The following is a 23,647-nucleotide window of genomic DNA, read 5'->3' as shown; positions in this document are numbered from 1 at the left end:
ACGTGGGCGTGCCCGCATCGAGCATGAGTCGCCACGAGCACAAGGAGCCTTCGATGGACTCTTCCCACATGGGAAACGACCTCGAGAACGTGCTGTTCACCGAGAAGCAGATTCACCAGCGTCTGGACGAACTCGCCCAGGACATCTGGCGTGACTACGAGGGCAAGGACGTTCTGCTCGTCGGCGTGCTCAAGGGCGCGATCCTCGTCATGGCCGACCTCATGCGCGCCCTTCCGGGCAGCGTTCCCATGGACTGGATGGCCGTCAGCTCCTACGGTTCCGGCACGAAGAGTTCCGGGGTCGTGCGCATCCTCAAAGACCTCGACACCGACATCACGAACAAGCACGTGCTCATCGTCGAGGACATCATCGACTCGGGCCTGACGCTGAGCTGGATCCGCAGCAACCTCGAGTCGCGCAGCCCCGCGTCCGTCGAGATCTGCACGCTGTTGCGCAAGCCGGAGGCCGCGAAGGTCGAGATCGACTGCAAGTACGTCGGTTTCGAGATCCCGAACGCCTTCGTCGTCGGCTACGGCCTCGACTTCGACGAGAAGTACCGCAACCTGCGCGACATCGGCACGCTCGCCCCGCACGTCTACTCCTGACCTGCGCATCCGATCGACCCGTCCGCAGGCATCGGTGTGCGCATGTTCGGAACAACCGGCGCACACCACACGTTGACGACGTGTTGACACGCATTCTCGACGAGAGGATCGGGGCCCGCCCCGCATCACATGAACGGTAAGAAGCTCCTCCGGGCCCCCGGCCTGTGGATGATCGTGGCGCTCGGTGCTGCCCTGCTCTTCTACATGGCGAGCAACATCGGCGGGTACTCGCGCATCGACACGTCCCAGGCTGTGTCACTCATCAACAGCGACAAGGTCGAAAGCGCCAAGGTGACGCCCGACAGCGTCAGCCTCACGCTGAAGCAGAAGCAGGACATCGGCAGCCTCAAGGGCGTCGAGCGGGTCGAGGCCGACTACGTCGATGCTCGTGGCGAGCAGATCGTCAACGCGCTCAACGCTCACCAGCCGCCCAAGGGCTTCACCGACGACCCGCAGCGCCAGGGCATCTTCGTCAGCCTGCTGATGAACCTGCTGCCCATCCTGCTGCTCGTCGGTCTGTTCTGGTTCTTCATGAGCCAGGCGCAGGGCGGCGGCTCCAAGGTGATGCAGTTCGGCAAGTCGAAGGCCAAGCTGCACAGCAAGGACATGCCGACGACGAAGTTCGCCGACGTCGCCGGTGCCGACGAGGCCGTCGAGGAACTCAAGGAGATCAAGGACTTCCTCGCCGACCCGGAGAAGTACGAGCGCATCGGCGCCAAGATTCCGCGCGGTGTGCTGCTCTACGGTCCTCCCGGAACGGGTAAGACGCTCCTCGCGCGCGCCGTTGCCGGTGAGGCCAACGTGCCGTTCTACACGATCTCCGGCTCCGACTTCGTCGAGATGTTCGTCGGTGTCGGTGCGAGCCGTGTGCGTGACCTGTTCACGCAGGCCAAGGAGAACTCGCCCGCGATCATCTTCGTCGACGAGATCGACGCCGTCGGTCGTCACCGTGGCGCCGGCCTCGGCGGTGGCCACGACGAGCGCGAGCAGACGCTCAACCAGCTGCTCGTCGAGATGGACGGCTTCGACGACCGCACGCGCGTCATCCTCATCGCCGCGACGAACCGCCCCGACATTCTCGACCCGGCGCTGCTGCGCCCGGGCCGCTTCGACCGTCAGATCGCCGTCGAGGCCCCCGACATGGGCGGGCGCCACCACATCCTGCAGGTGCACGCACAGGGCAAGCCGATGGCCAAGGACGTCAACCTCATGTCGGTCGCACGCCGTACGCCGGGCTTCTCCGGTGCGGAGCTCGAGAACGTGCTCAACGAGGCCGCGCTGCTCACGGCGCGCACGAACGGCACGATCATCACGAACGAGGCACTCGACGAGGCCATCGACCGCGTCATGGCCGGCCCGCAGAAGAAGTCGCGCCCGATGAGCGCCAAGGAGCGCAAGGTCACCGCGTACCACGAGGGTGGACATGCGCTCGTCGCCGCGGCGATGAACAACACCGACCCGGTCAGCAAGATCACGATCATGCCGCGTGGCCGCGCCCTCGGTTACACGATGGTGCTGCCCACCGACGACAAGTACTCGACGACGCGCAACGAGCTGCTCGACCAGCTCGCCTACGCACTCGGCGGTCGCGTCGCCGAGGAGATGGTCTTCCACGACCCGTCCACCGGTGCGAGCAACGACATCGAGAAGGCCACGAGCATTGCCCGCAAGATGGTCACGCAGTTCGGCATGAGCGAGAACGTCGGCGCGGTGCACCTCGGCAACTCCGGCGGTGAGGTCTTCCTCGGTCGCGACATGGGCGGCAACAACCGCGAGTACTCCGAGGACATCGCTTCGGTCATCGACCGTGAGGTCCGCAAGCTCATCGAGGCGGCGCACGACGAGGCGTGGCGGGCTCTGGGCAACAACCGCGACATCCTCGACGCGCTCGTGCTCGAACTGCTCGAGAAGGAGACCCTCGAGGCCGAGCGTCTCGCCGAGATCTTCGCGAACGTCCGCAAGGAGCCGAAGCGCGACGTGTGGCTCTCGAGCGCCGACCGTCACGTGAGCACCCGTGGCCCGGTCATGACGCCTGCCGAGGAGCGTGCGCTCGCGGCGGGCAAGAACATCGACGACAACGAGCCCAAGGACGAGGTCACCCTCTACCCGCCGCAGCCGCCGGCCGGCCCCGGAACGCAGGGGCCCACGGACACGGATCCGGGTCTTGGCTGACACGAACGCCGTGCCGAGCGGCGAGGTCGACCTTCCGCGGATCGAGGCTGCGGTTCGGGAGATCCTCACCGCCGTCGGTGAGGACCCGGATCGTGAGGGTCTGCTCGACACCCCAGCCCGGGTGGCCCGAGCCTACGCGGAGACCTTCGTCGGCCTGCGCCAGACACCGGCCGACGTGCTCGACAAGACGTTCGACGTCGAACACGAGGAGCTCATACTCGTGCGTGACATCGAGGTCTACTCCACGTGCGAGCACCACCTCGTGCCGTTCCACGGCGTCGCGCACGTCGGTTACATCCCGTCGGCTTCCGGGCGCGTGACGGGCTTGTCGAAGCTCGCGCGCCTCGTCGACGTGTACGCCAAGCGTCCGCAGGTGCAGGAGCGCCTCACGACGCAGATCGCGGACGCCCTCGTCGAGCACCTCGACGCGCAGGGCGTCATCGTCGTCATCGAGGCCGAGCACCTGTGCATGTCGATGCGCGGCATCCGTAAGCCGGGTGCGCGCACCATCACGTCCGCGGTGCGCGGGCAGCTGCGCAACACGGCCACGCGCGCTGAGGCAATGAGCCTCCTCATGGGCAAGTGACGACGATGTCCTCGTTGCCACGACCGGGTGCGTCCGGGCGCCCGCTCGTCATGGGTGTCGTCAACGTGACGCCCGATTCGTTCAGCGACGGCGGGCGCTGGTTCGACACCGCGGCCGCCGTGGCGCACGGGCAGGAACTGCTCGAGCAGGGCGCGGACATCCTTGATGTCGGCGGTGAGTCGACGCGCCCCGGCGCGAAGCGCCCCGACGAGGACGAGGAACTGCGCCGGGTCGTTCCCGTCGTGCGTGAACTGGCCGCCGCGGGCGCGTGCGTCAGCGTCGACACGATGCGCGCGAGTGTGGCGGAGGCCGCCGTGGAGGCGGGTGCCGCCGTCATCAACGACGTGAGCGGGGCCCTGGCCGACGCCGCTATGCCGAGCGTGGCTGCCCAGACCGGGGCGGCGTTCGTCGCGATGCACTGGCGGGGGCACTCGGTCGACATGCAGCAGCGCACCGTCTACGCCGACATCGTCGCCGACGTCGTCGCGGAGCTGACGACGAGCGTCGAGACGCTGCTCGAGGCAGGGGTGGCCCGCGAGAAGCTCGTCGTCGATCCCGGTTTCGGGTTCGCGAAGACGGGCGAGCAGAACTGGGAGCTGCTCTCGCGCATGGGGGAGTTCGACGTACTCGGCCTGCCGGTGCTGTGGGGCACGTCGCGCAAGACGTTCCTCGGACGTGTCGGGCGCTCGCCAGCGCTGGTGACCGAGGACGGCGCCGTCCAGCCTGCGGAGCGTGACGACGCGACGGCCGCGACCAGCCTGCTGGCAGCCCAGCACGGTGCTTGGGGTGTGCGCGTTCACGACGTTCCCTCGACGCTCGCGGCCCTCGATGTCGCTGTCGCAGCGGGGCAGATCGGCGTTCTGGGGCGCTCGTCGCGCCGCGGCTGAGCGCGACCAACGGCATGACGAAGCAGCGGAAGGTAGGGCGATGAACGACACGATCACACTCACGGGTCTCGCGATCAGCGCACGCCACGGAGTGCTCGACTTCGAGAAGCAGATCCCGCAGCCGTTTGTCGTCGACCTTTCGCTCGAAGCCGACTTGGCGCCCGCGGGGCGCAGCGACGACCTCACCGCCTCGCTGTCGTACGCCGACGTCGCGGCGCGCGTCGTCGAGGTGGCGAGCGGTGAGCCCGTCGACCTCATCGAAACCCTCGTCGAGCGCATCGCCGACGTCTGCCTCGAGTGGCCCTTCGTCGAGGCCGTGGACGTGACGGTGCGCAAGCCGCACGCGCCCGCTGGGGTTCCGTTCACCCCGACCACGGGCGTCATGGCTGGGCCCGCTGTGTCGGTGCGCCGCGAGCGACGTCGTGCGGTCGTCATTGCGATGGGAACGAACCTCGGGCGTCGGGTGGCGACCATGCGTTCTGCGCTGGAATCGCTGCGCGCTCTCGACGGTCTCGACGTCGTGCACGTGTCGCCGCTCGTCGAGACCGACCCGGTCGGTGGCGTCGAGCAGCCTGACTATCTCAACGCCGTCGTCGTCGGTTTCACGCGCCTCACGGGGGAGCACCTGCTCGCCGAACTGCATCGCATCGAGGCCGAACACGGCCGTCGACGCGACGTGCGTTGGGGTGCGCGCACCCTCGACCTCGACATCATTTCCTTGGGCACGCCGGGGGAGTCGGACGAGGTGCGTGCCGGTGGCGAGCGTGACGGTGTGACGGCCGGCGTCGCGGAGGCGTCGAAGTCGCCGCTGGCGTTGCCGCATCCGCGAGCCCACGAGCGGGCGTTCGTCGTCGTGCCGTGGTGGCAGGCGGCGCCGTGGATGACGCTGCGGACTCCCGCGGGTGTTGTCGCGCTCGACGGCCACGTGCGCGCGCTCGACGTCGCGGGGGTACGTCGCGGCCCGGCGTGGGACGCCGAGGAGTACCTCGACCTCGAAGGAGGCCTTCGATGAAGCCGCTTGCACCGCGCTCCGCGCTGATCGCGGGCGTCGTCGTCACGGCGGCGACGGCGCTCGCCATGCAGCTCGTGCGCAACGGCGGGAACGCGCTGCCGCAGCACAGCTGGTGGGAGATGCTGCTCGTCGTCGCGCTCTCGGGGGCGCTCGTGGCGGGCGGGTGGCGCGTGCGCGACCAGGTGCGCACACGGACGAAGGCAAAGCGCGAGGCCGACGCCCGACTTCGCGCGGGCCAGGATGAAGCACTGGCCCGCAGCGCTGCGGCCGGCGTCATGCAGGGCCACGAGGGGCTGAGCGCCGACACGGCGCGTCGCGTCGTCGTGTTCTCACAGGCGGCGGCAATCGGTGGTGCGGTGCTCACGGGCTGGTACGCGGGGCAGGCCGTCGTGCAGTTCGGACGCCTGCATATCGCGTCGGTACGCTCCGCGGTGATTTTGCTCGGCGCGCTCGTCGTCGCGTCGGTGGTGCTGTCCGTGCTCGGTTTCGTCGTACAGAAGTGGTGCACGATTCCCGACGACGAACGCTGACCCGGCAACCACTTCGTTCACGGCCCCGCGCCCGCCACCGAGCGCGCGGCTCACGGACCGAGCCGCACGCCTTGATGGCAGGTTTGGCTGAAGATGGCGCCGATGTCGCCCGCATCTTCAACCAAACCCACCATCTTTGATGGCGGGGACAAGCATGAGGGCCGCCCCGGGAAGCTCCCGGGGCGGCCCTCGCCGTGCGTCAGTTGTGATCAGCCGCGGCGGCGACCGACGACGACAGCGCCACCGAGTGCAGCGATGCCGGCGGCAGCGAACGCGAAGCCGGCGAGGTTCGTCGGCTGCGACATGTCGGCGTAGTCGGTCTCGACCTTCGGGCCCATCGTCGTGCTTGGCGAACTGGACGGCATCGGCGACGTCGTCGAGGAGTCCGTGGGCTCCGAGGTGGGCGTCGTGGGCTCACTCGTCGGTGTCGTCGGGTCCGTCGTCGGCGTGGTGGGGTCGGTGGTCGGCGTCGTCGGGTCCGTAGTAGGTGTCGTGGGGTCGGTGGTCGGCGTGGTCGGGTCCGTCGTCGGAGTTGTCGGGTCCGTGGTGGGGGTCGTCGGATCCGTTGTCGGCGTGGTGGGTTCCGTCGTCGGGGCGCCGCCGACCTGGATCGTGCCGATCGTCGTGTCCGCGCCAGCGGCGGCCTTGCAGCCGATGTGGAGAACGAAGCCGGAGTCCGTCGTCAGCGTGGCGGTGAAGCTGCCCGCCTTGACGGCGAGCGCACCGGCCGTCGTAGGCGCCGTGAACGACTGGCCGGAGCCCTTCGCCACCGTGGTGAGGTTGCCCGACGCCGGAACCGGCGTGTTCGCGACCGTGAGCTTCGCGGTGCCGTCGGTGTCGCCGACCGAGTAGTTGGCCTCCGAGGTGCCCTCGACCGTCTTGATGTTGAGCGAACGCATCTGGGCTGTTGCGTCGTCACCCGTCGTCACGTTGGCCGTGATCGAAGGTGCCGGAACCGTGGCGCCGGGCTCGACGCTCGCGGGCAGGTCGGTCGTCATCGACACGGTCCACGGCTGCTGGAACATGATGCCGAGGTCGGTGACGGAGCAGGAGTAGTTGACGGTCTTCGTTGCCGCGGACGCACCCTGCGAACTGGCGAGCGCGAAGGCGCCGCCGGCGAGGGCGAGGCTCAGTGCACCGGCACCGGCGAGGCCACGACGGGCGGCAACAGGCGCTGCGTGACGGGGGGAGGGCTTGCTCATGGGAGGACTCCTCAGGCGTTTATCAGGGACGTATTGCCCGGTGAAGGGTTGCGGGCAACACGTGCCCTACCGTTGAGAGTAGAGCGTTGTGACCTGCTTCACAGTCAAAACGGGCAATGAGGTTACGCCGACGTAAGCGACGAGGGTTCGGCCGATGCGCCTCGATCCAGAGGATGCACCCTGCCGTGGGCAGAATCCTCCGCAGGCTCTGGGTCCTACCAGTCGCAAGGGCTGTTCCTACTTGCCGATGTCCCTTGCTCCAAGGAGAAACACCCCGCGGCTGGCAGAACCCTCCGCAAGCTCCGGGCCCTACCAACCGCAAGGGCTGTTCCTACTTGTCGATGTCCCTTGCTCCAAGGAGAAACACCCCGCGGCTGGCAGAACCCTCCGCAAGCTCCGGGCCCTACCAACCGCAAGGGCTGTTCCTACTTGTCGATGTCCCTTGCTCCAAGGAGAAACACCCCGCGGCTGGCAGAACCCTCCGCAAGCTCCGGGCCCTACCAACCGCAAGGGCTGTTCCTACTTGTCGATGTCCCTTGCTCCAAGGAGAAACACCCCGCGGCTGGCAGAACCCTCCGCAAGCTCCGGGCCCTACCAACCGCAAGGGCTGTTCCTACTTGTCGATGTCCATTGCTCCAAGTGAGAGCACCCCGGGCGTGCCGGAAGCCGTCCTCGCTGCGCTGCGGCGATTCCCAGCACGCCCAAGGGCTGCACTCACTTGTCGATATCCCCAACCACAAAGAACATCGACCCCAAAATCGCCACCATGTCCGCGAGGAGCTCGCCCTCCATCACCTCGCCCAAGCAACTCATGTTGTTGAACGAGGCCGACCGCAGCTTCAGACGCCATGGCGTCTTCTCGCCGCGCGACACGAGGTAGTACCCGTTGAAACCGAGCGGGTTCTCCGTCGCCGCGTAGCCCGAACCCTCGGGCACCTTGAGCACCTTCGGCAGTTTCACGTTCACCGGGCCCTGTGGCAGCGACCGCAGCTTCTCGATGCACGCATCCGCGAGGTCGAGCGAGACGTGCGTCTGGTCGAGCAGCACCTCGAGTCGCGCCAAGGAATCGCCCTCCGGGCGCGTGATGACGCGGCCCGGGCTGCCCGGGGAGAACAACTCGCCGTAGGCGAGGTAGGGGTCGTCGCGGCGCAGGTCGACGTCGACACCCGCGGCGCGCGCGATCGGCCCCGAGATGCCGTACTGCTCCACCATCGCCGGCGTGATGACGCCGACGCCCTTCGTCCGGGCGTTGAGGATCGGGTTGCCGACGATGAAGCTCTCGATCTCCGGCATGCGACGGCGCACCGTCGCGACGGCCTCGGCGGCACGGTCGAGCCAACCTGCGGGGATGTCGTCGCGCAGCCCGCCGATGCGGTTGAACATGTAGTGCAGGCGGCCGCCGGCGATCTCCTCCATGACGGCCTGCAGTTCCTCGCGCTCGCGGAACACGTAGAACATCGGCGTGATAGCGCCGAGCTCCAACGGGTACGAGCCGAGGAACATGAGGTGGTTGAGCACCCGGTTCAGTTCGGAGAGCAACGTGCGCGTCCACGTCGCGCGCTCGGGCACCTCCATGCCGAGTGCCCGCTCGACCGCGAGGCACACGCCGATCTCGCTGCTGAACGCCGAAAGCCAGTCGTGACGGTTCGCCAGCACGAGGATCTGCCGGTAGTCGCGCACCTCGAACAGCTTCTCCGCACCGCGGTGCATGTACCCGACGATCGGTTCGCACTTCGTGATCCGCTCGCCGTCGAGGGTGATGCGCAGGCGCAGGACACCGTGCGTGGCCGGGTGCTGCGGGCCGATGTTGAGCACCATGTCCGACGTCGCGAGACCCCCGGCTCCCATGCCGACCGTCAGTTCGCGCGCGCTCGTAGACATGCGGTCAAGTCTGCCAAAGCGGGACGGCAGTCGTCGGGCGCGCCACGCGCCGGACGGCGGGCGGTCGCCGAGGCGGGCGGTGCGTCGGCGGCGCAGGGGAACCAGGTGCGCTGACGCCGCCCTCGCACGAAGAGTCCTACACCCCGGGCGTTGAGGTGCGCGCGGGGCGTCCTGTCCCTTGTGTCCTCATGTCTCGCCCCGTAGCGACGAAGGTGCGCACCGTGCTCGTCGCACGGTGCGCACCTTCGAGCCGATCAGGAGCGGGCGGCCTCGCGCAGAGCGGTGGCGCCGCCGACGTGCTCGTCATCGACGACGGCCGCCTGGGCTTCGTCGAGCCAGCGCGTCACCTCTTCGTCGTGCTCGGCGGCGACGACCGGTCCGAAGGCCTCGGCGTGACGCGACTCGTCGACGCGCACGAGCACCACGCCGCCGACGATGAACAGTCCGCCGACGGCCTGCACGAGCGTCGGCACCTCGCCGACGATCATCCACGCGAACGCGACGGCGAAGAGCACCTCGAGCAGCGAGATGAACGACGCGACCGTGGAACCGAGCACGCGTGCGGCGTAGATGCCGGTCGCGTAGGCGATCGCCGCCGCGATGACGGCGAGGCCGAGCACCGGAACCCAGAACGGCACGTGGCTGCTGGCGAAGGCGACGTCCTGCGTGCTCACCGCGGTAGGCAGTGCCTGCACGGCGCAGATTGCGAGCAGGATGAGGGCGCCGACGACCATGCCGCCACCGGCGAGCGCGATCGAGGGGAGGCTCGACTCGTCGTCACTGGCGATGATGAAGTACACGACGAGGCACAGCGCCGCGCCGAAGGCCCACGCGACGCCGACGAGGTCGACCGTGAGGCCGCTGAACACGTCGAGAACGAAGAGTAATCCGACGATCGCGGCGAGCATTCCTGCCACGGTGAGGCGACGCGGGGTGCGGCCGTAGCGGGCCCACGCCCAACCGACGAGCAGCACCGGCGCGAGGTACTCGATGAGCAGCGCCACGCCGACGCTGACGTGGGTCACGGCGTTGAAGTAGAAGAGCTGGCAGCCCGCGACGCCGAAGATGCCGTAGAGGACGATCGGCTTCCAGTTCTCCGCCACCGTGTGCCAACGACCGCGCAGGGCGAGCGCCGTCGGAACGGCGAGCACGAACGCTGCGATGGTGATGCGGGCGGCGACTGCCGTCACCGGCGTCCAGCCGGAACCGAGCAGCGCCTTGGCGAAGGAACCCGACGTTCCGAATGCCGCACACGAGACAATGGCGACGATGAGTCCCATGCTCGTATGTGACATCGCACCTTCGCGTCGGCCGAATCGCTTGCGGGTCGGAACGGGAACGGGGTGGATGTCGTGCGCGACCTGGGTGGGAGCCATGGGAACACCTCCAACTCTCGTGTAAGTGGTAAAAAGTACGTTGAGCGGTTACATTAAGTCGTCACGAGGTCAGGAGTCAAAATGGCGTTTGGTCATGACACGGAGGATTCGCTGCTGTCCGCAGCGGCCCTCGTCAACACGTTGACTCCGGAGGACTCGCTCGAAAACGTCGGGGATCTCGACGAATTCGTGCGCAGCTGGGCCTACACGGGTGCTCACACGCACACCCGAGCGGAGCTCGACGAGGTGCGTGCGCTGCGTCCCCGCTTCCTCGAAGCGTGGTCGATGTCACGTGACGACCTCGTCACGTTCGTCAACGACGTGCTCCTCCAGAACGAGGCCCTGCCGCAGCTCGTGCGCCACGACGGGTGGGATTATCACCTCCACGCGACGCCGTCCGACGCGCCGCTCGCGAGCCGCATCGCGGTAGAATCGGTCATGGCGTTCATCGACGTCATCCGCGCCGACGAACTCGAACGACTCAAGATGTGCGCCGGCGACTGCGGGGGAGTGCTCGTGGATCTGTCGAAGAACCGCTCACGCCGATACTGCGATCGCGGCTGCGGCAACAGGGCCAACGTCGCGGCCTACCGTGCGCGCCAGGCTGCGGCGGCCGAAACCGACTGAAGCCTGCCGAAGGTCAGCGGATCTCGCGCACCCACCAGAAGAACGCGCCCAAACTGTCGGGGCTGACGGCGGCCGCCAGCGCCGAACGCACCGCCAGCCGTTGCAGGTAGGCCGGGGGGTCGGTGTGCGCCAAGTCGAGCGGCACCGGCTCGAGGGGCTCCTCGCCGAACAGATCGAGCATGACGGCGCGCTGCGTCGTCACGTGATCGGCGTCGAGGGAATCGACGGCCACGTGGGCCGTGACGTCGCACGAACCGTCCGGGATCGGAGTGCACTCGGCGCCTTCGCGGAACCCGGTGAGTGTGCCGAGCGGTGGCCGCGTCGCGCTCGTGTGGCCGTAGTCCACACCGACGAGAACGCTGCCCGGCGTGGCGTGGCGTGACACGTTCTCGATCAGGTTCGACCACGCGCGGTCACGGGTGAGGCCGACCTCGACGCGCTCGCCGGGAAGGTGGGTCTCGGCAGCGTCGGGGCCGGGAGACGACGTGGCGTCCGAAGTATCGTGCTGCGGCCGCCACCAGCGTCGGACCCAGTCGAGCTCGGGCTCGGTGAGCGGCTCGCGGACTGACTCAGTGCCGTCGTGTGCGACGAGAACGCTGCGCAGGACGCCGTCGTCGTCTGCTTCGGCGACCGTGCACGGCACGACGTCGAGCCACTCGTGAGCGACGACGAGCGCGCGGCGTCCGTCGAGGAAATCGAAGTCGGGAACGGCGGCCGCACCCGGTGACTGCACCCACGCGATGCGGTCGCTCACGGCGTCCGGCCGAGCGACGACATCGACGCCGACGAGCTCGAGCGACGGGTCAGCGAACCGTGCGAGAGCCTCGAGGAGTTCACCGCGCCCGCATGCGAAGTCCACGACGACCTCGGCGTCGCAGCGCTCGGCGTAGGCGAGCACCGCCTGAGCCAGCACATCGGCGACGCCGGGAATGCCCTGCGCCGAGGTGGCGAAGTGGCCCGCCGGCCCCTCGTCGCGTCGATAGAAACCGGCTTCGCCGTAGAGCGCATCGTGCCAGGCGTCGAACCAAGGCCGGGGGTGGGTGCTCACGCTCCCATTGTCGCGATGTTTCCTCAAGAACGCGGCACCCGTGCCGCGGCGCCCGCTCATCATCGGGAGAATGGGCGGGTGCCGATCATCGATGTCGACGAGTTCGTGAGCCGCACATCGCGCGAACCGGCCCGCCGCGTTCTCGTCGCGGGCACTTCCGGCTCCGGGAAGACAACCCTCGCCGCCCGCATCGGCGACGCGCTCGGCATCGAACACGTCGAGATCGACGCTCTCTTCCACGGCCCGAACTGGACCCCGCGCGCCACCTTCCTCGACGACGTCGAGCGCTTCAGCGCAGGCGCGGCCTGGGTCACCGAATGGCAGTACAGCCAGGTGCGCCCGCTCCTCGCGCAGCGCGCCGACCTCGTCGTCTGGCTCGACCTGCCGCGCCACGTCGTCATGCGACAGGTCGTCGCGCGCACGGTGCGACGGCGTCGGCACCGCGAGGAGCTGTGGAACGGCAACGTCGAAGCCCCCCTGCATGAGGTTTTCACCGACCCCGAGCACATCGTCCGGTGGGCCTGGGCGACGCACGACCGCAACCGTAGCCTCGTCCAGGAGATGGCGAGAGCGCGCCCCGGCCTCCCGATCGTCAGGGTGCAGAACCGCACGGACGCCGCCCGCCTCGTCGACGCGTTGTGATGTTGCCTGCGTAACGAGGCGCCGGTGCCGCGGCGCCCGGTCAACATCGGGGATGCGGATCGCAGGTAGCGTGGGGCGAGTGAGTGAAATGGGGTCGCCGAGCCTTCGCGTCGGCGTCATCGGTGCCGGACGCGTCGGTGCCGTCCTCGCTGCCGCGTTGCGCAAGGCCGGGCACGAGGTCGTCGCGGCGTCCGGCGTCAGCGACGCGAGCCGTGAGCGCGCCGAGGCGCTGCTGCCCGCCGTGCCGCTCCTCCAGCCACAGGAGGTCGCCCAGCGTGCCGACCTGCTCCTGCTCACCGTCCCCGACGACGAACTGGCACCGCTCGTCGCGGGACTCGACTTCCCGGGCGCTCTCGGCGCCCGCATCGTCGTTCACACGAGCGGTGCGCAGGGCCTGGCCGTGCTCTCCCCGGTCGTCGAGGCGGGCGGCGTGCCCCTCGCCATCCACCCGGCGATGACGTTCAGCGGCACCGACGCCGACCTGCCGCGCCTCTCCGGATGCCCCTTCGCCGTCACGGCGATGCCCGACCACCGCATGGTCGCGGACGCCCTCGTCCTCGACATCGGCGGGGAGCCGTTCACCCTCGACGAGGCCGACCGCACGCAGTACCACGCAGCGCTCGCACACGGCTCGAACCACCTCGTCACCCTCGTCGCGCAGGCCGCCGAACTGTTGCGCCGCATCGACGTCGACGACCCCGGACGCCTCCTGCGGCCGCTACTCGAAGCCGCCCTCGACAACGCCCTCGAGCGTGGCGACAAGGCCCTCACCGGCCCCGTCGCCCGTGGCGATGCGGGCACGTTGACGCGTCACCTCGCGATGCTCGATGCCCTCGCAGCCGACGGTGTCGCCGGCGACATCCCGCCCACCTACCGCGCCCTCGCGCTCGCCACGGCCCGCCGTGCGGGATCGCGCGGGGCGCTCACCCCGATCCAGATCGACGCCGTCCTCGGCGTCCTCGACCCGCCCGATGTCGCGGGCCCCTCCGACACCACCGAACCGCCAGCACCAGGAGAACCCCTATGAGCGCACCCGTCGTCGCCCACACCCGAGCCGAGTTCGCCGACGCCCGAGCGAAGCTCGACGGCAGCGTCGCCGTCGTCATGACGATGGGCGCCCTCCACGAGGGCCACGCCACCCTCATCCGTGAAGCACGCGCCGCCAACGACAACGTCATCGTGACGATCTTCCTCAACCCGCTGCAGTTCGCCGCTGGTGAGGACCTGTCTCGTTACCCGCGCACGCTCACGAGCGACCTCGAGATCTGCGAGCGAGAGGGCGCTGACCTCGTGTTCGCCCCCAGCCCCGACGTCGTCTACCCCGACGGCGAGCCCGGCGTCCGCATCTCCGCCGGCCCGCTCGGCACCGTTCTTGAGGGCGCATCGCGCCCCGGTCACTTCGACGGCATGCTCACCGTCGTCAACAAGTTGCTCAACATCGTCGGCCCGACCCGCGCCTACTACGGGCAGAAGGACGCGCAGCAGCTCCTGCTCATCAAGCGCATGGCGCGCGACCTCGACATGCCCGTCGAGATCGTCGGCGTCCCGACGGTGCGCGAGCACGACGGCCTCGCCCTCTCCAGCCGCAACGTCTACCTCAGTGAGCACGACCGCGAGGTGGCCCTGTGCCTGTCGAAGGCACTCAAGGCCGGGGAAGCTGCACGCAACTCCGGCCCGGCCGCCGTTCGGCGTGCGGCCCGTGAGGTGCTCGTGCATGAGCCGCTCGCGCTCGTCGACTACCTCGTGCTCGTCGACCCGGTGACGCTCGAACAGGTGCCCGAGTACTTCCGCGGAGAGGCACTGCTCGCCGTGGCCGCGAAGGTGGGGACGACGCGCCTCATCGACAACATTCCGCTGGTCATCGGCGGCGATCGCTGACGTGGGCGCCCGCCTCGGAGCGGGCATCCGTAGAATGAAGGCTCCGAGCGCCGCGCTCGGATTCGACGAAAGGACGTGAAGTCGTGGACACCCTGTGGCCGGCCATTCAGACGCTCGTGCCGTCCATCGGCATCCTCGGTCTCTTCTACGTCATCATGCGCCACATCATGGAGGGCGACCGCCGCGAGCGCATCGCCCAGCAGCAGTGGGAACGTGATCACGACCTTGCCAAGGGCACCGTCGCGCCGAAGGAAGCAGACGCAGTTCTGCAGAATGCGCACCTTCCCAAGTCTGCACCTGGAACGATGGATAGCCGAATTGATCGCTCGGTCGATCGTGATAATTAGATTTTCGTTTTTCTTAACCCTTTCGTTAGGCTTGCCTTGTTGAAGTGACCGAGCGCAGTGCTCGGCGCAATGAAATGGCCTGAAGGGGTGCACAACATGGCGCAGCGTGTACACGTGACGCTCGAGGACGACATCGACGGTTCAGAGGCCGCGGAGACCATTCAATTCGGTCTCGACGGCGTCAGCTACGAGATCGACCTCTCTGACGCGAACGCCGCGCAGTTGCGCGACTCGCTCTCGAAGTGGGTCGGGCACGCGCGTCGTGTCGGTGGCCGCAAGCAGCAGGCTCGCGCGACGTCAGCTCGTAACGATCTGAACGAGATTCGCGAGTGGGGTCGTGCGAACGGTTACAAGGTCAGCGACCGTGGTCGCGTTTCGGCCGACGTTCTCAAGGCGTTCGACGCCGCCAAGGGCTGAACTGAACTCGGCGAACAAACCAAAGGGCTCGTCATTTCATCCAATGGCGGACCATTTGGTTTGTTTTATCCTCTTTTCAGGATGTCCATAGGATCTTCCGAGTGCATTCTGTGATCGAGCACCTCGTCGAGATCGATCTGTTCCAGAGTTCCGGGGCTGTCCGCCGCGTTGCTGATCTCGTCCCACGTGCGCGGCAGCGCAACGAAGGGCCGGTTCCTTCCGCGCAGTGACCACGGCGTGATGGTCGTCTTCGCCGCCACGTTCTGCGACCAATCGATGAATACCTTTCCCGGGCGTAGGGATTTGGTCATCTTGGCCGTCACGAGATCAGGTTCGAGCTCGGTGAGTTTCTCCGCGACGACGCGGGCGAACTCGCGGGCCTCGTCGCTCGAGCGTTTCCCGTCGAGGGCCGCGTAGACCTGCATCCCCTTGCTGCCCGAGGTGACGGGTACGCAGGCCCACCCGAGGGAATCGAGCAGGTCCTTCATGACGAGGGCCACGCGCGCGCACTCGTCGAGGCCCGCGGGTGCGCCGGGGTCTAGGTCGAGCACGAGGCGATCGGGAGCCCGGCGCTCGCCGTTCTCCCAGCGCCACTGCGGCGTGTGGAACTCGAGCGACGCGAGATTGGCGAAGTAGGTGAGCGCCGCCGTCGAGTCGACGAAGGGGTAGCGCACGCCGTCGATGTCGTGCGCCGTCAGCCACGTGGGTGCGCCGCCGGGCACGTTCTTCTCGAAGAAGTTGAGGTCGCCCACGCCGTGGGGGAAGCGGACGCGCGTCACGGGGCGCCCGGCCATCTGCGGCAACAGGCGCGGTGCGACAGCCGCGTAGTAGTGCAGCACCTCGCCCTTCGTCGTCTCGGTGGCGGGGTAGAGGAGCTTGTCGAGATTCGTCAGCTTCAGGCGCCGCCCGTCGACCTCGGCGACGGTGACCGTCGGTTCGTCAGCCACGCGCACCTCCGATGTCGAGGCGCAGACCCTTGTAGGACGGCTGACGCAGGCGCCCGCCGGCGCTGCGGCCGAGGTGGGTGACGTCGACCGTGATCTCCGGGCGCACCCAGTGCGTGCCCTCGAGGTCCTCGGGCGGCAGGTCGTCGGCGGTGAAGGGGCACTGTGGCATCGGCGTGAGCCACTCGAGCAACGCCCGACCGCTGGAGGCGGAGAAGCCGGTCCCCACGCGGCCGCGGTAGCGCAGGCCGTCGTCGGTCACCTCGCCGACGAGGATCGCACCCACCTGCGCGAGCGAACCCGCGACCGGCCGCCAGCCTCCGACGACGAAGGTGTCAGCCTGGCGATGGACGCTCTTGAGCCACTCCTCGCTGCGCACGCCGGGTCGGTACGGAGCGTCGACGCGCTTGCTCACGATGCCTTCCACGCCCTGTTCGAGCGTCGCGGCGAAAAGGGCCGCGCCGTCCTCGTACGCCTCCGGCACCTCGACGGCGACGCCGTCAGCCACGCCCGCCCCCTCGAGCAGGGCGCGCCGGGCGCTCCACGGCATCGTGACGACCTCGTGGCCGGCGGCGCGCAGGACGTCGAAGGCCATGAACCGCACGGGGGTTCGGGCCATGCGCCGGGCGTCCTCGGGCGAGGTTGCCGACATTCGCGAGCGGCTTCCTCCGGGAGCGAGCCGGTGCATCACCGTGCGGAAGTCGGGTGCTCCGTCGACGAGGGCGACGATCTCGCCGTCGAGCACGATGTCGTCGAAGTCGGCGAGGTGCGAGCCGGTGATCTCGGGGAAGCGAGCCGTGGCGTCGGCGCCGGACCGGGTGGCGATGCTCACCTCGCCGCCGCTCACAGTGACGATGGCGCGAATGCCGTCCCACTTCACCTCGTGGCGCCACGACGGCCCCGTCGGCGGCGCTGCTGCGGGTGAGGCGAGCATGGGGCGCATAGGCTCACCCTAGACGCGGTGTGCGGGCCACACGCAGCCCGCGAGGAAAGGACGCCATGCGAGCCATCTGGAAGGGCGCGGTCAGCTTCGGCCTCGTCAACGTGCCGGTGCGGTTGTACTCCGCCACCGAGAACCACGACGTTCAGTTCCGTCAGGTCCACGCCGAGGACGGCGGGCGCATCAAGTACCAGCGGGTGTGCAGTCTCGACGGCGAGAAGGTGGCCTACAGCGACATCGCGAAGGGCTACGAGACCGACGAGGGTCAGATGGTCGTGCTCACCGACGCAGACCTCGCCGAGCTGCCCCTGTCGACGAGCAAGGAGATCGCCGTCGACCGCTTCGTGCCGGCCGAGCAGATCAGCCCGCTCGTGCTCGACAAGGTCTACTACCTCGAACCCGACAAGGCCGCGATCAAGCCGTACGCCCTTCTGCGCAGCGCGCTTGAGGAGAGCGGCCGCGTCGCCGTCGTGACGGTGGCCATCCGCACGCGCGTGACCGTGGCGGTGTTGCGCGTTCACGAGGACACCCTCGTGCTGCAGACGCTGTTGTGGCCCGACGAGGTGCGCGAGCCCGACTTCGCGGTGCTCGCCGAGAAGAGCGAGGTCACCGACGCCGAGCAGGCGATGGCCGCGATGCTGGTCGAATCGCTCTCGGGTGACTTCGACCCGAGCGCCTACGAGGACGAGTACGAGCAGGCCGTCAAGCAGCTCGTCGAGGCCAAGCTCGCCGGGGGAGAGGTCCACGAGCCCGAGGCCGAGAAGGAGGAGAGCGCCGAGGTCGTCGATCTTCTCGCGGCTCTGCAGGCCAGCGTCGACCGGGCGAAGAAGGCGCGCGGCGAAGCGGTCTGACGCTGCGGCTCGCCGGTCGCGACTCCGCTACTCGACCGGGCGCAACACCCCGTCGGCGAGCATCTGGACGAGGGCCTCCTGCACGAGGGCCGTGGTGTCCGGGTGGTCGCCGAGCTCCGCGACGCACTGCGCCGTGAGCTGCTCGAGGTCGCGCGGCTCGGCGCTCGCGTCCCACACGAGTGTCGCGAGCCCCGACATCCGCACCGGCGTCGCGCCGAGCAGAACGATGGCCTCCATGACCTCGTCGTCGACGAGGGCGTCGACGAAACGTGCGCGCTCGACCTCGAGGCCCTCCGCCACTCGATCGGGGTCGACGGGAAACTGCTCCGGCGGAAGGTAGGGCGAGGTGTCACCCCACGCGCCGGGCACGTGGCGCCAGAACGGCTCCAGCGGTTCGAGCGCGAGGGCCCTCCGCAGGAGGTGCTCGGTCTCGGCGATTTCGCGGTAGTGCATCTCGTGGATGCCCCCACCCCCCTGGGCGAGCCGCGCGAGGACGTCGAGCGAACCGGGAATCTCCGGCATGGCCGACGACTGAGGGAGAACCTGAGCGAGGCCGTCGAAGAGATGAATGTGCTCCAGGCGGGCGATGTCGCCCGACGCCTCCTCGCCACGCTCGCGGACGAGAACGACGAGCGGTCCGAGCGTCAGCGGCCCGGCCGGAGGGAACGCGAGCCCCACCTCGCCAGGGTCGTGCTGTGTCTTCTCGTACGGCTTGCTGGGGTCGATGACGACCGACAGCGGCTTCGGGTAGGGCATGACCGCGCGGGCCTCGCCGATGATGAGCGACTCGTCGCTGACGTAGCCGTAGCCGCGGGAGCAGAAGTGGCGGGTGGCCGTCGTCTTGCCCGTACCTGATGCGGCGACGAGCCCGGCGACTCGGCCGGTCTCCGGCTCCGCGACGCCGCCGGCGTGCAGCATGACGAACTGGGCTGCGCGGCGTCCGATTGCCTCGCGGGTGATGCTCGTCGTGAGGTTGTAGTCGGCGATGTGGTCGTCCGATTCGCCGTCGGCGCCGCGCGTGACGGTGAGGGGCTCGTCGTTGAGCTCGGGCGCGCCCGGCAGCGGCCCGATGTCGCGCTGGGCAGGCGAATCGGGCAGACACCACGCCCACTGCGAACGGATCGACTCCGCTCGCTCCGCGGGCACGTCGACATCGACGTCGAGGCCGAAGACACGGAGGCGGAGCGTGACGGTTTGCACGTCGGCCAGCGTAACGACGAGGCGAGCCGCGACCCGGTTGGTTTCACGCATCAAACCCACACAGGACATCGGGCTCGGTTCCGCCCACGGCGAACGCGTGCCACTTCCGGCGTCGATTCGGAACAGGATGACGGATCGAGGCGTTGGCAACGTCGAAGCCCGGCGAGCCTCGAACGCGCGAAACGTGCGATCTCGGCGCTCCCGGCTAGCATCGAGTGAGATCTCGGCATCGAGGAGATGACATGTTCGAACGGTTTACCGACCGTGCCCGCCGTGTGGTGGTGCTCGCGCAGGAGGAAGCGCGCATGCTCAACCACAACTACATCGGCACGGAGCACATCCTTCTGGGCCTCATCCACGAAGGCGAAGGCGTTGCCGCCAAGGCGCTCGAGTCGCTCGGCATCTCCTTGGACGCCGTGCGTGAACAGGTTCAGGAGATCATCGGCCAGGGGCAGCAGACGCAGTCCGGCCACATTCCCTTCACGCCCCGCGCGAAGAAGGTTCTCGAGCTCTCCCTGCGTGAGGGGCTGCAGCTCGGCCACAGCTACATCGGCACCGAGCACATCCTGCTCGGCCTCATCCGCGAGGGTGAGGGCGTTGCCGCGCAGGTCCTCGTCAAGCTCGGCGCAGACCTGTCGACGGTGCGCACCACCGTCATCCAGCTCCTTTCGGGTTACCAGGGCAAGGGTGAGCCGGCCGGTGCCGGCGTCGGCGCGTCGTCGTCCGGCCCCGCCGAGGGCACGCCCGCGGGTTCGACGGTGCTCGACCAGTTCGGTCGCAACCTGACGCAGGCCGCCCGCGAGGGCAAGCTCGACCCGGTCATCGGGCGCGAGAAGGAAATCGAGCGCGTCATGCAGGTGCTGTCGCGTCGTACGAAGAACAACCCGGTGCTCATCGGTGAGCCCGGTGTCGGTAAGACGGCCGTCGTCGAGGGCCTGTCCGCCGCGATCGTCGCGGGCGACGTGCCCGAGACGCTCAAGGACAAGCACGTCTACTCGCTCGACCTCGGCTCGCTCGTCGCCGGTTCCCGCTACCGCGGTGACTTCGAGGAGCGCCTCAAGAAGGTGCTCAAGGAGATCCGCACGCGCGGCGACATCATCCTGTTCATCGACGAGATCCACTCCCTCGTCGGCGCAGGTGCCGCCGAGGGTGCGATCGACGCCGCGTCGATCCTCAAGCCGATGCTCGCCCGCGGTGAGCTGCAGACGGTCGGTGCGACGACGCTCGACGAGTACCGCAAGCACATCGAGAAGGACGCCGCGCTCGAGCGTCGTTTCCAGCCGATCCAGGTCAACGAGCCGTCGATCCCGCACGCGATCGAGATCCTCAAGGGTCTGCGTGACCGCTACGAGGCACACCACCGCGTGACGATCACCGACTCCGCGCTCGTCGGCGCCGTCAACATGGCCGACCGCTACATCACCGACCGGTACCTGCCGGACAAGGCGATCGACCTCATCGACGAAGCCGGCGCTCGCCTGCGCATCCGTCGCATGACGGCTCCGCCGGAGTTGCGCGAGTTCGACGAGAAGATCGCGCACGTGCGTCGCGAGAAGGAATCGGCCATCGACGGCCAGGACTTCGAGAAGGCCGCCTCCCTGCGCGACGACGAGCGCAAGCTCGTCGAGGAGAAGGAAGCCAAGGAGAAGGCCTGGAAGGCCGGCGACCAGGACGTCGCGGCCGTGCTCGACGAGGAGCTCGTCGCCGAGGTTCTCGCCGCGTCCACCGGCATCCCGGTGTTCAAGCTGACCGAGGAGGAGTCCTCGCGACTGCTGCGCATGGAGGACGAGCTGCACAAGCGCGTCATTGGCAACGACGACGCCATCAAGGCGCTGTCGCAGGCCATCCGTCGTACGCGTGCGGGGCTCAAGGACCCGCGTCGTCCCGGTGGTTCGTTCATCTTCGCCGGCCCGACCGGTGTGGGTAAGACCGAGCTCGCCAAGTCGCTCGCCGAGTTCCTCTTCGGTGACGAGGACGCGCTCATCACGCTCGACATGTCCGAGTACGCGGAGAAGCACACCGTCTCGCGTCTGTTCGGTTCGCCCCCCGGCTACGTCGGGTACGAAGAGGGCGGCCAGCTGACGGAGAAGGTGCGTCGCAAGCCGTTCTCGGTCGTCCTGTTCGACGAGGTGGAGAAGGCTCACGCCGACATCTTCAACTCGCTGCTGCAGATCCTGGAGGACGGTCGCCTGACCGACAGCCAGGGCCGTGTCGTGGACTTCAAGAACACCGTCATCATCATGACGACGAACCTGGGTACCCGCGACATCGCGAAGGGCGTCACGCTCGGCTTCGCAGCCGGCAACGACCAGCGCAGCAACTACGACCGGATGAAGGCGAAGGTCTCGGAGGAGCTCAAGCAGCACTTCCGCCCCGAGTTCCTCAACCGCGTGGACGACACGATCGTGTTCCCGCAGCTGTCGCAGGAGGAGATCGTGCAGATCGTCGACCTCATGGTCGCGAAGCTGGACGAGCGCCTCAAGGACCAGGACATGGCGATCGAGCTCACGCAGACCGCCAAGAACCTGCTCGCCAAGCGCGGCTACGACCCGGCTCTCGGTGCTCGTCCGCTGCGTCGCACGATCCAGCGCGAGATCGAGGACCAGCTGTCGGAGAAGATCCTCTTCGGCGAGCTGTCCAAGGGCGACCTCGTGCTCGTGGACGCCGACGGTGAGGGCAAGGACGCGAAGTTCACGTTCTCCGGCACGCCGAAGGCGCTCTCGGAGCACACGCGAGCATCCGACCAGGTCGACACCGACATGAAGGGCGCTGTCCCGTCGTCGGACGACCTGTCCGGTCCGATGGACTTCGGCGGCCCGGTCGGTGGCAACACCGGCGGCGGCGAGGGCACGGCCACGGCCTGACGCTCTCGCTGAGCTGACAACGAAGCGGCGGCCCGCTTCCCTTCGGGGAGGCGGGCCGCCGCTTCGTCGTGTGCTGGGGGCGCTCTCAGCTGGACTGTTGTGGCTGCAGGCGCGTCATGACGTCACGGATGACGGGGGTGTCGATGCCGTGACGCTCCCCGGCGCGCAGGAGGGCGCCGCCGATGGCGTCGATCTCCGTCGGACGGCCGGCTTCGGCGTCGCGCAGCATCGAGGACTTCGCGGCGTCTCCGAGCGCGTCCGCCAGCTGTCGGGCTCGTTCGTCGAAGCGGGCGCCGCACTCGGCGTAGCTCACGAGGGCGGCTTCGTCGATCATGGCTTCGAGCTCGTCGGCGTGTTCCGTGCGCACGACGCCGATGGGTGCGCGGTTCACCGTCGTCGACAGGGCGAACGGGCCGAGGAAGGAGAGCTTGGCCCAGAGCATCTGCGCCTCGTCGTCGAGGACGCGAGCGCCGAGACCGATCGCACTTAGTGTGGCGGCGGCTTCGTCGAGGCGGGCGTGGTCGGTGGTCGAGCTCGCCAGGTCGATGTCGGCGAACGAACTGGCGTGCTCCACGATGCCCGGCCGCGGGCGCGTGGCCTCCACGCGGATGACCCCGCCCGTCACCTGCCCGGGGGAGTAGCGCTCGCGCAGGAGCGTCATGTGGTCGACGCCGTTGAGCAGCGGGACGATGAGCGCGTCACCGATGGCGTCGGGGTCGAGGCGTTCGAGCGCCGCCTCGAGGCTCGTGGCCTTGACGGTGACGAAGACGAGGTCGGCGGGCTCACGCAGCGTCGTGTCGGCTTCGACCGGCGCGGTGAAGTGGCCGAACTGCGCACTGCTGACGGCGATGCCGTCGCGGCGCAGAACGTCCGCCGTCGACTCGGACGCGAGGCACGTGACGCGTTGCCCGGCGCCCGAGGCGAGGGCCGCGATGAGGCCACCGACACCGCCGGGGCCGAGGACGACGATGTGCTGGGGTGAGTTCTCCACGGGGTGCCTGGCGCTTTCCGACTCGGGGGCGTGAGTCTCTCGATCCAATCACGGCGAACCCCGCGTTCGGCGGCGTCGTAGGCTGAAGGAATGACCTCCCCGCAGTTGCGCAACGCCCGCACGCCCGATGTGCGGGGCATTCGGACGCTCGTGGGGCCGTACGTCGAGTCGAAGGCCATCGTCGACAAGCCCGTCGTGTCGTACTTCGAGTCGCTGTCGGAGTTCGTCGTCGTCGAGCTGGACGGCGAGATCGTCGGCTGCGGCGCCCTGCACGTCATCTGGGAGAACGTGGCGGAGGTTCGCACGCTCGCGGTGTCGCCGACGGTCAAGGGCCGTGGCATCGGCTCGATGATTCTCGACGAGCTCGTGCGCCGCGCCCGCGCCGTCGGCGTGAGCCGCGTGTTCTGCCTGACGTTCGAGACGGCCTTCTTCGGTCGCCACGGTTTCGTCGAGATCGAGGGTGCGCCCGTCACGCGCGAGGTGTACGCGGAGTTGCTGCAGTCATACGACGAAGGTGTCGCCGAGTTCCTCGACCTCGATCGGGTGAAGCCGAACACGCTCGGCAACACGAGGATGCTGCTGCAGCTCTGAGGGGTGTGTCCTTGTCCTCTGGCGTCGACGCCGGCCCAGCGCTGTGCGCCGGGCCG

General features: G+C 68.5%; 23 protein-coding genes. 15 read left to right on the top strand and 8 right to left on the bottom strand.

Features of this window, described 5'->3' with window-relative positions:
- The first annotated feature begins 53 nt into the window (after positions 1-53).
- From hpt to IM689_RS07285, 6 genes are all read left to right on the top strand, one after another.
- A complete protein-coding gene (gene hpt / locus IM689_RS07310) occupies positions 54-605 on the top strand; it encodes a hypoxanthine phosphoribosyltransferase (RefSeq protein ID WP_193643482.1) in 552 nt (183 codons plus the stop codon).
- A gap of 129 nt (positions 606-734) precedes the next feature.
- The gene (gene ftsH, locus IM689_RS07305) at positions 735-2,777 is read left to right on the top strand and encodes an ATP-dependent zinc metalloprotease FtsH (protein ID WP_193643481.1); all 2,043 of its coding nucleotides are present in this window, start codon (positions 735-737) and stop codon (positions 2,775-2,777) included.
- Complete coding sequence (gene folE / locus IM689_RS07300) at positions 2,770-3,363, top strand: GTP cyclohydrolase I FolE (protein ID WP_082128885.1); 594 nt, start codon at positions 2,770-2,772, stop codon at positions 3,361-3,363. The genes ftsH and folE overlap by 8 nt, the downstream gene beginning before the upstream one ends.
- 5 nt (positions 3,364-3,368) lie before the next feature.
- Entirely contained in the window at positions 3,369-4,250 is an 882-nt protein-coding gene (folP, locus tag IM689_RS07295) for a dihydropteroate synthase (protein ID WP_193643606.1), read from the top strand.
- 40 nt (positions 4,251-4,290) lie between these two features.
- Entirely contained in the window at positions 4,291-5,262 is a 972-nt protein-coding gene (gene folK / locus IM689_RS07290; protein WP_193643480.1) for a 2-amino-4-hydroxy-6-hydroxymethyldihydropteridine diphosphokinase, read from the top strand.
- Positions 5,259-5,792: a DUF3180 domain-containing protein gene (locus tag IM689_RS07285; RefSeq protein WP_193643479.1), complete on the top strand. Its 534-nt coding sequence runs from the start codon at positions 5,259-5,261 to the stop codon at positions 5,790-5,792. Before folK ends, IM689_RS07285 begins: the two co-directional genes overlap by 4 nt.
- Positions 5,793-6,001: 209 nt before the next feature.
- Here IM689_RS07285 and IM689_RS07280 read toward each other — a convergent pair whose 3' ends face one another.
- The 3 genes from IM689_RS07280 to IM689_RS07270 all read right to left on the bottom strand — a co-directional run bounded on the left by IM689_RS07280 (position 6,002) and on the right by IM689_RS07270 (position 10,251).
- Positions 6,002-6,994 (bottom strand): DUF6801 domain-containing protein, encoded by a 993-nt coding sequence (locus IM689_RS07280; RefSeq protein ID WP_193643478.1) that lies wholly within the window; start codon positions 6,992-6,994, stop codon positions 6,002-6,004.
- 714 nt (positions 6,995-7,708) lie between these two features.
- A complete protein-coding gene (locus IM689_RS07275) occupies positions 7,709-8,875 on the bottom strand; it encodes an NADH-quinone oxidoreductase subunit D (protein ID WP_193643477.1) in 1,167 nt (388 codons plus the stop codon).
- Positions 8,876-9,129: 254 nt separating this feature from the next.
- The gene (locus tag IM689_RS07270) at positions 9,130-10,251 is read right to left on the bottom strand and encodes an EamA family transporter (RefSeq protein WP_193643476.1); all 1,122 of its coding nucleotides are present in this window, start codon (positions 10,249-10,251) and stop codon (positions 9,130-9,132) included.
- A gap of 81 nt (positions 10,252-10,332) precedes the next feature.
- Between IM689_RS07270 and IM689_RS07265 the strand changes: the two genes are divergently transcribed.
- On the top strand, positions 10,333-10,878 hold the full coding sequence (locus IM689_RS07265) for a CGNR zinc finger domain-containing protein (protein WP_193643475.1): 546 nt from the start codon (positions 10,333-10,335) through the stop codon (positions 10,876-10,878).
- Between the two features lie 13 nt (positions 10,879-10,891).
- On the opposite strand, the gene IM689_RS07260 is transcribed toward IM689_RS07265, so the two are convergent.
- The gene (locus IM689_RS07260; protein ID WP_319803832.1) at positions 10,892-11,926 is read right to left on the bottom strand and encodes an SAM-dependent methyltransferase; all 1,035 of its coding nucleotides are present in this window, start codon (positions 11,924-11,926) and stop codon (positions 10,892-10,894) included.
- 78 nt (positions 11,927-12,004) lie between these two features.
- On the opposite strand from IM689_RS07260, the gene IM689_RS07255 reads away from it, so the two are divergent.
- The 5 genes from IM689_RS07255 to IM689_RS07235 all read left to right on the top strand — a co-directional run bounded on the left by IM689_RS07255 (position 12,005) and on the right by IM689_RS07235 (position 15,210).
- Positions 12,005-12,568 (top strand): P-loop NTPase family protein, encoded by a 564-nt coding sequence (locus IM689_RS07255; protein ID WP_227484583.1) that lies wholly within the window; start codon positions 12,005-12,007, stop codon positions 12,566-12,568.
- A gap of 88 nt (positions 12,569-12,656) precedes the next feature.
- Complete coding sequence (locus IM689_RS07250; protein WP_193643604.1) at positions 12,657-13,595, top strand: Rossmann-like and DUF2520 domain-containing protein; 939 nt, start codon at positions 12,657-12,659, stop codon at positions 13,593-13,595.
- On the top strand, positions 13,592-14,446 hold the full coding sequence (gene panC / locus IM689_RS07245) for a pantoate--beta-alanine ligase (protein WP_193643473.1): 855 nt from the start codon (positions 13,592-13,594) through the stop codon (positions 14,444-14,446). The genes IM689_RS07250 and panC overlap by 4 nt, the downstream gene beginning before the upstream one ends.
- Positions 14,447-14,529: 83 nt before the next feature.
- A complete protein-coding gene (locus IM689_RS07240) occupies positions 14,530-14,793 on the top strand; it encodes a hypothetical protein (protein WP_047312459.1) in 264 nt (87 codons plus the stop codon).
- Between the two features lie 96 nt (positions 14,794-14,889).
- Positions 14,890-15,210, top strand: coding sequence for a histone-like nucleoid-structuring protein Lsr2 (locus IM689_RS07235; protein ID WP_193643472.1), 321 nt, complete (start codon positions 14,890-14,892; stop codon positions 15,208-15,210).
- Positions 15,211-15,275: 65 nt separating this feature from the next.
- On the opposite strand, the gene ligD (IM689_RS07230) is transcribed toward IM689_RS07235, so the two are convergent.
- Together ligD (IM689_RS07230) and ligD (IM689_RS07225) are read right to left on the bottom strand one after the other, a co-directional pair.
- The gene (ligD, locus tag IM689_RS07230; RefSeq protein WP_193643471.1) at positions 15,276-16,157 is read right to left on the bottom strand and encodes a non-homologous end-joining DNA ligase; all 882 of its coding nucleotides are present in this window, start codon (positions 16,155-16,157) and stop codon (positions 15,276-15,278) included.
- Positions 16,150-17,097, bottom strand: a complete 948-nt coding sequence (gene ligD, locus IM689_RS07225; protein WP_193643470.1) for a non-homologous end-joining DNA ligase — start codon at positions 17,095-17,097, stop codon at positions 16,150-16,152. Before ligD (IM689_RS07225) ends, ligD (IM689_RS07230) begins: the two co-directional genes overlap by 8 nt.
- 56 nt (positions 17,098-17,153) lie before the next feature.
- Here ligD (IM689_RS07225) and ku point away from each other — a divergent pair, with 56 nt between their 5' ends.
- Positions 17,154-17,945, top strand: coding sequence for a non-homologous end joining protein Ku (gene ku, locus IM689_RS07220; RefSeq protein WP_047312457.1), 792 nt, complete (start codon positions 17,154-17,156; stop codon positions 17,943-17,945).
- Positions 17,946-17,972: 27 nt separating this feature from the next.
- Here ku and IM689_RS07215 read toward each other — a convergent pair whose 3' ends face one another.
- On the bottom strand, positions 17,973-19,145 hold the full coding sequence (locus IM689_RS07215; RefSeq protein WP_193643469.1) for a hypothetical protein: 1,173 nt from the start codon (positions 19,143-19,145) through the stop codon (positions 17,973-17,975).
- Positions 19,146-19,387: 242 nt separating this feature from the next.
- Between IM689_RS07215 and IM689_RS07210 the strand changes: the two genes are divergently transcribed.
- Entirely contained in the window at positions 19,388-22,009 is a 2,622-nt protein-coding gene (locus tag IM689_RS07210) for an ATP-dependent Clp protease ATP-binding subunit (RefSeq protein ID WP_047312456.1), read from the top strand.
- Between the two features lie 85 nt (positions 22,010-22,094).
- On the opposite strand, the gene IM689_RS07205 is transcribed toward IM689_RS07210, so the two are convergent.
- Positions 22,095-23,000: a ketopantoate reductase family protein gene (locus IM689_RS07205; RefSeq protein ID WP_193643468.1), complete on the bottom strand. Its 906-nt coding sequence runs from the start codon at positions 22,998-23,000 to the stop codon at positions 22,095-22,097.
- A 90-nt stretch (positions 23,001-23,090) separates the two neighbouring features.
- On the opposite strand from IM689_RS07205, the gene IM689_RS07200 reads away from it, so the two are divergent.
- Positions 23,091-23,591 (top strand): amino-acid N-acetyltransferase, encoded by a 501-nt coding sequence (locus IM689_RS07200; protein ID WP_118915065.1) that lies wholly within the window; start codon positions 23,091-23,093, stop codon positions 23,589-23,591.
- The last annotated feature ends 56 nt before the right edge of the window (positions 23,592-23,647 follow it).

This window comes from Dermacoccus barathri (assembly GCF_015070805.1).
GTDB lineage: Bacteria > Actinomycetota > Actinomycetes > Actinomycetales > Dermatophilaceae > Dermacoccus > Dermacoccus abyssi.
The sequence above is the reverse complement of the archived record's forward strand: the minus strand, read 5'-3'. Positions and strand labels throughout refer to the sequence as shown.